10 protein-coding genes are annotated in these 11,760 nt (G+C 51.0%); 1 reads left to right on the top strand and 9 read right to left on the bottom strand.

Annotated features, from left to right (window positions below):
* Position 1 precedes the first annotated feature (1 nt).
* The 9 genes from mobQ to B5G43_RS04330 form a co-directional block, all read right to left on the bottom strand.
* On the bottom strand, positions 2 to 1,477 hold the full coding sequence (mobQ, locus tag B5G43_RS04290) for a MobQ family relaxase (protein WP_087259242.1): 1,476 nt from the start codon (positions 1,475 to 1,477) through the stop codon (positions 2 to 4).
* A gap of 3 nt (positions 1,478 to 1,480) precedes the next feature.
* A complete protein-coding gene (locus tag B5G43_RS04295; RefSeq protein ID WP_087259243.1) occupies positions 1,481 to 1,798 on the bottom strand; it encodes a DUF3847 domain-containing protein in 318 nt (105 codons plus the stop codon).
* A 214-nt stretch (positions 1,799 to 2,012) separates the two neighbouring features.
* A complete protein-coding gene (locus B5G43_RS04300; protein WP_087259244.1) occupies positions 2,013 to 3,029 on the bottom strand; it encodes a hypothetical protein in 1,017 nt (338 codons plus the stop codon).
* Between the two features lie 36 nt (positions 3,030 to 3,065).
* Entirely contained in the window at positions 3,066 to 3,626 is a 561-nt protein-coding gene (locus tag B5G43_RS04305; protein WP_087259245.1) for a hypothetical protein, read from the bottom strand.
* Positions 3,627 to 4,005: 379 nt separating this feature from the next.
* Entirely contained in the window at positions 4,006 to 6,912 is a 2,907-nt protein-coding gene (locus B5G43_RS04310; RefSeq protein ID WP_242960452.1) for a GIY-YIG nuclease family protein, read from the bottom strand.
* Between the two features lie 60 nt (positions 6,913 to 6,972).
* The gene (locus B5G43_RS04315) at positions 6,973 to 8,544 is read right to left on the bottom strand and encodes an Eco57I restriction-modification methylase domain-containing protein (protein WP_087259247.1); all 1,572 of its coding nucleotides are present in this window, start codon (positions 8,542 to 8,544) and stop codon (positions 6,973 to 6,975) included.
* Positions 8,537 to 9,196: a DNA methyltransferase gene (locus B5G43_RS04320; RefSeq protein WP_087259248.1), complete on the bottom strand. Its 660-nt coding sequence runs from the start codon at positions 9,194 to 9,196 to the stop codon at positions 8,537 to 8,539. Before B5G43_RS04320 ends, B5G43_RS04315 begins: the two co-directional genes overlap by 8 nt.
* Positions 9,197 to 9,410: 214 nt before the next feature.
* Entirely contained in the window at positions 9,411 to 10,022 is a 612-nt protein-coding gene (locus tag B5G43_RS04325) for a recombinase family protein (protein WP_087259249.1), read from the bottom strand.
* Positions 10,023 to 10,196 carry a phosphoribosylglycinamide formyltransferase gene (locus tag B5G43_RS04330; protein WP_087259389.1) on the bottom strand — a complete coding sequence of 58 codons (174 nt, stop codon included), beginning with the start codon at positions 10,194 to 10,196 and terminating at the stop codon, positions 10,023 to 10,025.
* A gap of 668 nt (positions 10,197 to 10,864) precedes the next feature.
* Here B5G43_RS04330 and B5G43_RS04335 point away from each other — a divergent pair.
* Positions 10,865 to 11,707: a helix-turn-helix transcriptional regulator gene (locus B5G43_RS04335; RefSeq protein ID WP_087259250.1), complete on the top strand. Its 843-nt coding sequence runs from the start codon at positions 10,865 to 10,867 to the stop codon at positions 11,705 to 11,707.
* The last annotated feature ends 53 nt before the right edge of the window (positions 11,708 to 11,760 follow it).

The following is an 11,760-nucleotide window of genomic DNA, read 5'->3' on the forward strand; positions in this document are numbered from 1 at the left end:
TTTAGTGTTCGATTTTCTGCTTTTTCTGCCGTGTAACGGCGTTTTGGCGCTCCTGCTCATGCTGCACCTGATAGATGCTGTAATGGATAGCCCAGAGTTTTTTTGTATCGGTGTGCAGGGGCTTGATCTTCTGCTGCAACATCTGATATTCCGTTTCCAGCTTGGCTTTCTCTCTGCGCCACGCATGGACGGAGATTTTCCCGTCTACCCACTGATCTTTCAGCTTGCGCTCAGCCATGTAAAATGTCCACAGCACGTTCTCATGCTCTGCCTTGTATTTCTGACGAGATTTCTCAAAGCGGATGGTTTTCAGCTTGTCGGCAACGGGTTTGCCTTGCTGGTAGTAGTCCGCCATGCGGAGCAGCTCGTCCAGTTCCTTGATGCGGGCCTGTTTCCCGGATGCAGATTCTTTCAGCGTGTCAATCTGTTCCTGCATAGAGTTCAGCAGCGCGTCCAAATCCTCGGTGGTGCGGAGCTGCTTGGATTCCAAATAACTGACGGTTTCCGAAAACTTTTTCAAGTTTCCGATTTTGGCCTTGCCGCTGTATGCGCCCCTGTTACGGTCGTCATAGTAAGCGGACAGTAGTTCTACCAGCGTAGGCGGTTGGGGCGCGGAAAGCTCGGCTTTGACCTCTTTCAGCCAGCCGAGCAGGGATGCGATTTTTTGCTTTGCCTCCCGCAGCATGGCGTTAGTTTTCCTAATCCAGCGGTTGAGGTCGCCTTTGTCGGTACGGATACCCTTTTGCTCCATCGCCTTGACGGTGGGGCCTTCGTGGACGGTGGGTAACTGCTCCACACCCTGTCGCTCATAGCTGCGGTGGTCGATACGGCAATCCATGCCTTTCTCCGTGAATTTGGCATTGCACAGTTCCGCCCACGCCCTCCGCCAATGTTCCAGCGTTTCCGGGCTGCCCCAATCAGTGGTGGGGACTGCGCTGAATACATAGTTTCCGGCTCCATCCCGGATGCGCTCGCCGTGTTCGTCCAGCACATATTCCCGGCGCTGCTTGCTGCCCCACCGGCCGTCCGGCAAGATGGGCCGGATGGGGCACAGCACATGGAAGTGCGGGTTCTGGATGCCGCCGTCATCTCTGTCTGGCTGGTGTGCGGCGAAATCCACCACCATGCCACGGCTCACAAACTGCTCCAACAAAAACTGCCTTGCAAGGGCGATGTTTTCCTGTATGGAAAACTCGTTCTGCAAGGCAATGTCAAAACTGTATGCAAGCTGGGCTTTCTTCCCGCGCTCGGCCTTCTCTACGGCGTTCCAGAGGGTCTCTCGATCTGCATATTCCGGCGGGGCATGGGGCGGCAGCAGGATTTCAGAACAGAGGACACCGCCTTTCCGGGTGTAGTCGCTGTCCTCTCCGTAATACTCACTGTGCAGCTTTTCGCCGGAACGATAGGCGGCAGATGCCACAACTGACTGCCCGGCGCTTCGTTTGATCTGCGTTACATGAAAATGGAACAGTGCGATATATTATCCCTTTCCTTTCTGCTCGGTGGCGTTGTGGGCGTTGACGGCGGACATGAGCAAACTCTTGACTTCCGGCAAAGTAAGTGCTTTTTCCGCAAAGGCGTAGAACTCGGTTTCGGTCAAAACCTTTGCCAGCGGCTCCACGCTTTCGATGGCCGCGCCGCGGGTGATGAGGCGATGAGCTCGTTTGCGGCGGTCGCCTTTCTCGTAGTAGCTGCGGCGGTTTTCCAGCTGCTGTTGTTTGTGTTGAAGCTGGGCAAGCTGGCGCTCCTTGGCGGCGATTTCGGCTTCCAACTCCGGGATGGTTTTCTGTTTGGGCATGGTACATGGCCTCCTTAAAAATTGGTAAAAAACAAAAAGACCGCCTACCGGAGATCGGTAAACGGTCTATTTCTAAACTGTACTGTTGTTTAGCTTTTTAATTCATCTTATTATACAGCTAACCTTCAGGATGGTTTTCACAAACTTACTGTCAACGGGTAGTTTGTATTGAATATTATAAATGTTTCGTTAGGTTCTAGAACACCTCGATATTTTAGATGGATTTTTTGATTTTCTCCAATTCCCTTCTGTTGAACAAAAGCATACCCAGCAATTTTCGAATAACGTTGTCCAGTTCACAGCAAACATGCTGCACAGCCCAGTTTTTACGACTGTACTCAGAATAGTCAAAAGCGAACCGCCCATCCATGAACTCGGAAGCATATGTTTCGACTACTGTCTCAAAGGCTAAGAAATCGCCGTGCGCAATTTTGTTTCTCATTTTTCTAAAAAGTTCAGCCTGTCGCTTTGTATCGCTTTCTGGATCAAGCGGCTCAAAAAACTGCGGCAATTTAGTGTCGAGTTCACTTTCTTTGCGATTTTCGAGAAAAAGCTGGCATAACGAAAAGGCTTTCACCAAATGATTCGCATTGTACTCATTATCCTTGTGGATGGTATTGACCAAGTAATCGAAAAGCAAATAGTCATTCCTTGAGCACAAGAAGCTGTCAAAGAGTTTTCCCCACTCCTGCAATGCCAAAATGTACGCAGCAGCTTCCTCACCACCCCAGAAAATGCGACAATGGTCAATTTCGTCGTGGTTGGATGAGAAAATCCATTGCGGCACAGGGTTTGGGATTGCATAGTCTGTTTGGTCTGAATAGGCCATGAAGTTAATAAAGTCTATGATTTTCTCGGAATAGTCTTCTTCACATAACCGCCCATCAAAGCAATTGGTATCCCACCCACCAAGGGGCATGTCCGTGTAATCATAATTTTGATAAATGCAGATCATTAGGTCTGCAATTTTTATATAGTGTTCTTGTTCAAACTTTTCTGGAAGGACCCTATCTGAAAACAATGTTTGATACAAATTGATTATCCCGCAAGGATAGTTCGTCCCTATCTTTTCTTGATAGATTTTGTCTGCTTTCACTGCCAGTTTGAGCTCATTGGCCAGAGCGCCTCTCCATTCATTGTGTTCTTCGCTTGGCAGATTGGCTATGTACAATCCAAGTTTTTCAGATATACAAATTGGTTCAATTTTGCCGTAAAAGTTTAATACAACCATTTTCTCTCCTGAAAACTAATGTGCATAATTTGTAACCTATCGTTTTCCTCGTTCTTTGCGGCTGAAAACATAGTCGTTAGCTTTTGGATCATAATGAGATGACATTCCTACGATATCGTCTGACGCTATATAGTCCATATATGCTATCCAAGCATCTAATGGAATACGATAAAGGACTTTATTGCGATCAAAATCAGATGTTACGCTGAAGCTATCGATTATTCCGTCTTCATTAAATACAACGAAAAACATGTAAGAATGTATTAGCCAATTGCATACATTCTTTCCTGCAACAATAACTTCTTTCTCGTTTTCCCAGTCATGACTATCTTCTTCCGGCCATCGATGGAGCTGATCGACAGGCTTAAGCGGCTGAACCGAAAAGACTTTCAGCGAATAGTTTTCAGCTTCGTCGCTGAGTTTTCCACCGCAATCAATCAGTTTTCGAATGATGAACGCGGAATAGAAAATTGCCTTTTCGATAACTGTATATGTGGCGTCATCATTCTTCTTGAAGTGCTCTGCCTTATTGTATTTGATAATCAGGTTTTTACGTCTGCGTAAATCTTGTTTCCACGGAAAGCTTTCAAAAATCATAATAACACCTCAAGAACTTCTTCAATTCTATATTGTGTAGCAATATTGGGCAGACTGATTTCAAGCGTTTTAATGCCTCTAGCATAACATCAGGCAAGGGTAAGTGCAAGAGCTCAAACCGTAAATTCCTTGATTCTACGGGCTTTCCCGGTGCTTGTCCATAAATAACACCTGTCTTTGCAGAACTGTCCGTTGACAGGTAGTGCGCAGGGATAGTCGCATAGCGGCGCAAGGGGTGCAGCCCCTTGTTCGGAACGCAGTGACGCAAAACAGCCCGGACATTTGCTGTCCGGGCAGTCTGCCTCGCAGAGCGCACGATACAGGGCTTGCCCCTGTATAGAAGTGCGCCCTTGTTGCCAAGGGATGATCGGGCGGTTCCTCACGCTTTCCGCAGGAACCCCTGCTGGAACGCACCGGGAAACTGGAACTTTTTCTCCAAGCCTCCGAACGAAACCGTGATCAGGCCTTTGTCGATGTTCTGCACAACACCTGCGCCAAATGCTTTATGTACCACAGCGGAACCTGCCGTAATATCGGAGACATCCACCTGTGGCACAGCCTTAGGCGGCTCCGGGGCAGCTGGCACAGGCGGGACAAACGCCGGGTGGTAGGTTGGCTGCGCCGGGGGCACTATATCCCGCCGGATGGTCGTAGTAACCACCGGGCTGCGTCCTGCACGCCTGCTTGGCTGGGGTTTCGGCTCCGGTTCAGGTATTTCGTCCTCATCTTCTTCCACCGTAGTGGTGTCCGCGCCAAAATACGGTGTGTCCGGCCCATCCTCTGCGCTAAGGGCGGGCGCTTCCTCTGAGCTGGCCAACTGCCCGGCCATCATGTCGTAGTCCTGCCGGGTCAGCACGGTGCTGTACAGGCCGATGCTCTCGCCCGCATGGCGGTCAATGCCGGTGTAGGAAAGACTGGCATCCTCGTACCGCTTGAACTTGTACACCGCATCATTCATCAACGCCTCATTGAACACATTCAGTGAGACTAGCAGTTCAAAGTCTTTCACATTCAGGCCTGTCACCTTTTTGAACAGCTCCGGCTCCAACTGGGTGATGACATCCTTCAAGCTGTATTCGCGGTAGTCGGTCAGGTACATAAACACCGGCACGCGGGTGGCAAACTTAATCAGCTTCTCCTGGATCATTTTGCGCTTGGACTTGTACTCTTTTTCTTCCTCCGAAAGCTCTTTCTTTTGTTTGGGCGTCAGCTTGTCGCTCTCTTTTTTCGCCTTCTTGACGGCTTCCGACTTGTTGATGATCGTCTCAATATCGTCGTTCAAGCTGCGGAACCCCTCAATCCGCATCAGCGCATCCATCGCCTCTTTGTTGGCCAGCAGGCGCGCCAGCGTCTCGTTGTCCACATTCACCAGCAAGGCAGATTCCCATCGCTTGGCCAGCAGTGTGGCGGAGGTGCCCGCCATCGCAATGTCCAGAATTTCGGCCGCATTGACCTGCCGCATGGCGCTGCCATCGTAGGCTAGCACCGGCAGGAAGTTGATAAATTCGCCGACTTTCTTTTCCGGGTTGCTCTCGCCCACATTCAGGCGGCAGCTGTAATCGGAAATTTGCTTCAGCGCCCGGTCCAGGGCAAAGTCAAAGACATAGCACTCTTTTTTGATGATCTGCTTCTTGCCGCTATCATCTGTAATTTCCCAGGGGCTTTGCACGCGGAACGCTGCCTGGAAATAGGTCTCCGGGCTGGACAGGTTGCGCAGCATAAAAATGCCGGTCCACGGCTTGATGGTCACACCGGTGGTCAGCTTGCCACAGGAGAGGGTGATGGTTTTGGTGGAGAGCGGGTTGCCCATAGACCGCCGCACCGGCTCCACGGCTTTGACGCCGATGCCCGCCTCGGTACCGGCACAGACATTGACCGTATAGTCGTGGTAAAAGGCGTTTTGGCGCTGTTCCAGCAGGTTGGCCATTGCATAGCAGGAGGCCACATTGGGCAAAAACCACAGCGTATGGTTCAGCACGTTCAGCAGGCGCGTGTCCGAGAAGGGCATGGGCGGTTTTTCGGCCCCCAGCTTTAGCTCGTCCACGGTGGTCTCCAAATAAGAGCCGCGGATCAGGTCCAGCCATTTCTGCACGTAATCTTCATAGATAAAATGGGCATCTTTGCCCTTGCCCTCGGCCGAGAAAAAGGCATTCAGGTCAAACTCGTCAAACTCTCCCTGCTTGGCGATCTGCTGGATGCTGTCCGGGATTTTGTAGGTCAGCATGACCATGCGGGGCAGGGCGGCGTAGGGGTTATCCTCGCCTACCCAGTTTTCTTTGGCTCGCTGCTCGTCCGAGTAGGTCCAGTTATAGATCTGTTCCTCGATAAACTCGCCGGAGTTCAGCGCCCGGAACGGCGTGCCGGACAGATACAGATAGTAGGTGGTGGTGATGGGCAGCCAGGTTTCATCGTAGGCGTTGCCGCGGTCGTATTTGCTCAGGTCCTCGTCGTAGCTGTCCTCGTCCTGCTCAAACAACTTACGGGCGTTTTCTTTCCAGGCACCAAAGTGGTACTCGTCAAAGATGACCAGGTCCCAGTTGGTGGTATGTACCCATTCATTGTTGGCCTTGATGCCGCCGGTCTCTTTGTTGACGCCGAGAAAATCCTGGAACGAACCAAAGCAGACGATGGGCCGATTTTTGTCCGCCCGCTGGTACTGGTCGTTGATGGTGTCCTGCAAATTGTTTGCATCGCGGGAGATAAACTGCCAGCCCTCAAAATCCACATGGGACATCAGGTCCTCGCGCCAGGCGGTCTGCACGGCGGGCTTGAAAGTCAGGATCAGAACTCGCTTGAAGCCCATCTTTTTCGCCAGCTCGTAGGAGGCAAAGGTTTTGCCAAACCGCATCTTGGCGTTCCACAAAAACTTGGGCGTGCGGTTGGAGCCTTCCTCGTAGGCGGAGCGATAGTAAGCGATGGTGCGGTTGACGGCTTCCTCCTGCTCCGGGCGCATGGAGAAAGTTTGCGTGCGGTTCTCCACATTGTCGGTGTGGTTGCGCACGGCCACAATGGCGGCCTGTACGTCCTGCACCGTGCAGCGGAACCACTCACCGCCCACGCGCTGCACGCCCTTGCGTTCTAGCACGCGGTGGACATCGTGGTCATTAAAGCAGCTGCCGTCCGGGTACATAGCGCTCTCCCGCAGCACAATGCGGTAGGGCACGCTGCCGTCCGGCCGCTTGGTGGGGTACTGCTGCGCCACGCGCCGGTCCACATCCACGGTGGTGTAGCCAACTTTCAGCAGACCGCGGTACTGGGGGTTGGTGTCCTCGTAGGCGTAGATCATCGGGTGGGTGGCAGGGCGTTGGGGGAAAAATGTTGCCTTTAACATCTACTATCACCCCCTTCATTCCATAGCTGGTATAGAATTCTCAATTACTTGAATTTCTTGTTGAGCAAGCCCGTATTTTTTATACAGCATTTGATCTGTCCACTTTTTTGAGAAATCTTGTAGAGGTACAAACTCGTATGCTTTGGGAGGCATATCTTGCGTTGAGGTCTTTATAGCAACTAAGAAGCGAAAAAACTTTGTCTTAATATAATCCATGATATTACTTGCGGATTCTGCGTTTAGGCCACTTTCGGGAGGAAGTACAACAACATAAGTATTGGAGCTACAAGAGTTCGGTTCGCTCAATTTTGGTTTTCCTACGATAGAACCACCAGGATTTCCTGATCGCGGGATAATCACTTTATATTCATTAACAGCGTTATTATTTTTAGGAACTGAGTTTTTCTCAACGTAACATTCGCCACCATGGATATAAACCTTAACATCATCAGCGTATATTGGCTTACTCGTCATAGGAATAAAATCTTTCCCGTCCGCAGTCTGTATACGACCATGTCCATCTTTTTTGGCCCATTCAACTTTTGTATGGAAGCCATAAAATCGTCCAGCATTAAGCCATTTTGAAAAACTATTTTCTTTCTGTGCGCGCACTTTGTGTAGTATTGATATTTGAGTGTCGTTTCTAATAAAGGTTTCCATACCCTCTTCTAAAAGCGGTCGTTCTGATATTTCAATATTACTTTCATTATGTGAAAAAACTTTGCATAGCCCGTGACTGTCGCGATTCCATAAAAAATAACACACACCGCCTTTTATTTCTACACCGGGAAAGCAATCGGATGCATTCGGATAATCGTGAATTACTCTTATCCGGTTATCATGTAGCATTGTGTTTCTGAAAGTATCCAACCCACGACCACCGGTAAACCATCGCGCAGGAATAATCAACGATAGGTAACGTGGATTCAGTTTCTTTGCTTGCTCAACAAAAAGCTGATATATTGGTGTTGCACTTGCGCTGTTCCCACCATCACTCAACTGATACGGTGGGTTCCCAATAATCACATCAAACTTCATCTTGAAAATTTCCTCCGGCCGGGTCGTGTGGATAAACTCGTAGGCGTGGGTTTCCAGCCCATCGCCACGTTTGGCAGCGCCGTATTCCTGCTCGGACGCGCCGCAAAAGACGCATTTGCCGTTCTTCCACACGTGCTGTATGTTCTTAAATCGGATATTACCCTGCACATCTTCAAAGCGGGAAACCGAGTATTTGCTGTTGGGGTATTTCGAGCAGTACACGCTCCGCCGCCCCAGCAAACTGGTCAGCTCAGTGATGGCAATGCCGTAAAGCTGCTTGTGAAAGATATGGTCCACCCGCTGCTGCAAATCGGGGATTTGGTCCTCCAGCCCCACCAGCAGCCGCTTGGCAGTCTCCCGCAAAAACACGCCGGACTTGCAGGCCGGGTCGAGAAATTTTGTGTTCGGGTCGCGGAATAGCTCCTGCGGCAGCAGGTCCAGCATGGCGTTGGCTACCTCCGGCGGGGTGAAAACCTCATCGTTGGAGAGGTTGGCAATGCAGGACAAAACATCCGGGTTATAAGTAGACGTGTACAGATCGTTACTCATAGTCGGCCAACCTCCTGTAATCTGTGGGCGGATACTCCCGCACCGGGGCGGGGATAAACGCCTGCACTTCCTCGTCATACTGCCAGCCGACCATGTCCAGGCTCATCTGTTCTTCATGACCTTCCAGCAGCTGGCTCAGCTCGTAATCCCGGCGCTTGACCAAATTGCCGGTGACAAGGCTCCACTCGGCAAACACGATGGGGCTACCGTCCGCCTGCCGCAGAGTCAGTGCATCGCCGCACAAAATGTTCTTGCGCAGGATGAATTTGACGGTTTCGCGGCACTGGTCGTTGGCTTGGCTTTTGGCGTTGGCTGTATATTCGGCGTACCAGATGTCAAACAGTTTCTGGCGGCAGATTTCGGCGTTGTCCTCCAAAATATCCACGCCGTACAGGCTGGTGATGGCGATGACGGAGTATTTCTCGTAGTCCAATGGGCTTTTGCCGTACTGCCGTTTGACCACCGCCAGCTTGCGGCGAAGGATCTCTGTCAAAAACGCCCCCTCGCCGCAGGCTGGCTCCAGAAAACGGGAGTCGATGCGCTCGGTCTCCGGCTTAACCAGATCGCACATTGCCTTGACTTCCCGCTCAGCGGTGAACACCTCGCCGTGGTCGGCCACGCGCTGTTTGGATTTGACCTGTTTTTCGGCCATCTCCGTGCCTCCTTTCAAAAGTCAGAAGGCACGGGAAACTTTTGCCAAAAGGTGTACTTTCCCGCATCGGAGGATGGAGGCTGAAAGCGTTCGCTTAGCAACGAAGTCGTTCACAATTCCGTGCTGGAAATCCGCATAAATCCGTGGTAAAATGGATTTGACTGAAAAAATACCGATTTTACAAGAAGGTACACCTTTCTGTAAAATCGGGTGCTTACAACAACTTGACTTTTTCGTAAATCTCTGCCCGGTAGCGGAATGTGGAAAGCGGCATCCTGCACTCCTTTGCTGCCGCTGTGCCTGTGATTTTTCCGGCCTTCCACCGCTGGTAAACGCTATGGAAATTTTCGGGCAGCGGTCTGGGCGGTCTACCAAACCGAACCCCCTTTGCCTTTGCGGCAGCGATTCCCTCGGCTTGGCGCTGTCGGATGTTGGTACGCTCATTTTCGGCTACAAAGGACAGAACTTGCAACACAATGTCAGAGAGGAATGTGCCCATTAGGTCTTTGCCCCGGCGGGTGTCCAGCAGAGGCATATCCAGCACCACAATGTCGATGCCTTTTTCCTTGGTCAGAATCCGCCACTGAGCTAAAATCTCTCCATAGTTGCGCCCCAGACGGTCGATGCTCTTGATATAGAGCAGATCGTCTTTTTTCAGCTTTCGGAGAAGTTTCTTGTACTGCGGGCGGTCAAAATCCTTGCCAGACTGCTTGTCCACATAAATGTTTTTCACCGGGACGGATAGTTCCCGCAAAGCGATAAGCTGGCGGTCCTCTTTCTGATCTTTGCTGCTGACACGGATGTATCCGTAAGTAGTTCCAGCGATTTATCTCACCTCCCGGCGCTTCTGCCAAACAATGTCGTACCCCAGCACATCGGCCAGCTCCACCGCCTCGCCGTAGCGCAAGCTGCCGCGCTTCAGTTTGTCGGACAGATTGGGAACGCTGCTGCTCCAACCGTATTCGTCAGCCAGAATTTCCACGGCTTCGCTCATGGTCATGCCCGCCCGGATGATATAGGACTTAATCTCGTTTCGGTAAATTTCTTTGTTTCTCACGGTTTTGTCCTCCTTTTTCCGTTTGCCCGGCTATGAAGCCGTTACGCTGGTTGGTGTACTGGGTTCATTGCTGGGCAATGGATAATGGTATGCGAATAACTGTTTTCTCTGCCGTATGCGAAGCCCTATTCATAAGTGGCAGAGTTCGGTTTTACCGTTTCGCGTGGATTTTCGCGGGTTGGGATAATTGTACGCCGGACAGCGTACCCGCTTCGCCATCCGGCGTATCGCGCTTTGATGGCGTTATCAATATGAAAACGCCGGATTTTTCGCTGTTTTCACTTCCTTTGAAAATATCGCTGCATTTTGCCGTTCTCCCCGAATGCCGTTCCTGCCCCTGCCTTTTCAGCGGCGTATTCCAGCATTGGCACGCTCTCCTGTGCTTTCAAACAAGCGGGGTCATGGCGTTGCTTCCCCTGCTGGGGGTATCCCATTCGGACGGTCATGTAATTTTCAAGGTGCTGTTGCCTCTCGACAAGTACAGTTTAACGAAAAATCGGGCCTGTTCCCGTATATCCAAGAGGTTGGAAAACGGGTGCGAAAAGCGAAAATTTCTACGCTTATAGAAATCTGTGCTATAATTAAGAAGCAGGACGAGAGGGGGCGCGGATATGAACATCAAGATAACAATCCCGGAACGGCTCAAAGATTTGCGGACAGAGCGCGGTCTCACGCTGGAACAGCTTTCCGAGGCGACGGGGATTTCCCGTGCTGCCCTCGGCAAATATGAGGCGGACGATTTCAAGGACATCAGCCCGTTCAGCATCGCGGCGCTGGCAAAGTTCTATGGGGTATCCGCCGATTACTTAATGGGATTGACGGAAACAAAAAATCACCCAAACACAGAGCTGGAAGCCCTGCATTTGGGTGATGGTGCGATTGAGGTGTTGAAGGACAGACAGTTTAACCACCGGCTGCTGTCGGAGCTGATCTGCCACAAAGATTTTCAGCGTTTGATGCTGGATGCGGAAATCTATGTTGACCGCATTGCAGATATGCGGATCAACGACATGAACGCTGTGCTGGAAGCCGTGCGTCAAATGGTGCGGGCAAAGCGAGAGGATAGTGCGAACGATCTCTATCTGCGCACACTGGAATTGGCGCAGGTGTCTGAGGAAGAATACTTCGGCCATGTGGTTGCGAATGACCTGACAGGGATACTCCGCGATATTCGGGAATCCCACAAAACCGACAGCACAACAGCCGACGAGCCGTCCGCCGCGGCACAAGCACAGCAGCAGTTACAGACTGCCATGAACTTTGAGGGCAGCAGCGATGAAAAGAAGGCGCGGGCACTCTTGGCTACCCTCGGCATTGACTATGATGCGATTACCAAAGAGCAATTTGTCAATCTGATTGAGGTGCTACGGCTGTCGAAACACATGAAAAGTTCCATAAACCAGCGGGGCAAGGGCAATACAACACACGGAAAAGGCAAACGGAAACGTAAATAGGCAAGAAAATACGCCGTATCCAGCAAAATCTGCTGAATACGGCGTATTTCTTC

Source organism: Flavonifractor sp. An92 (assembly GCF_002159175.1).
Lineage (GTDB): Bacteria > Bacillota > Clostridia > Oscillospirales > Oscillospiraceae > Pseudoflavonifractor_A.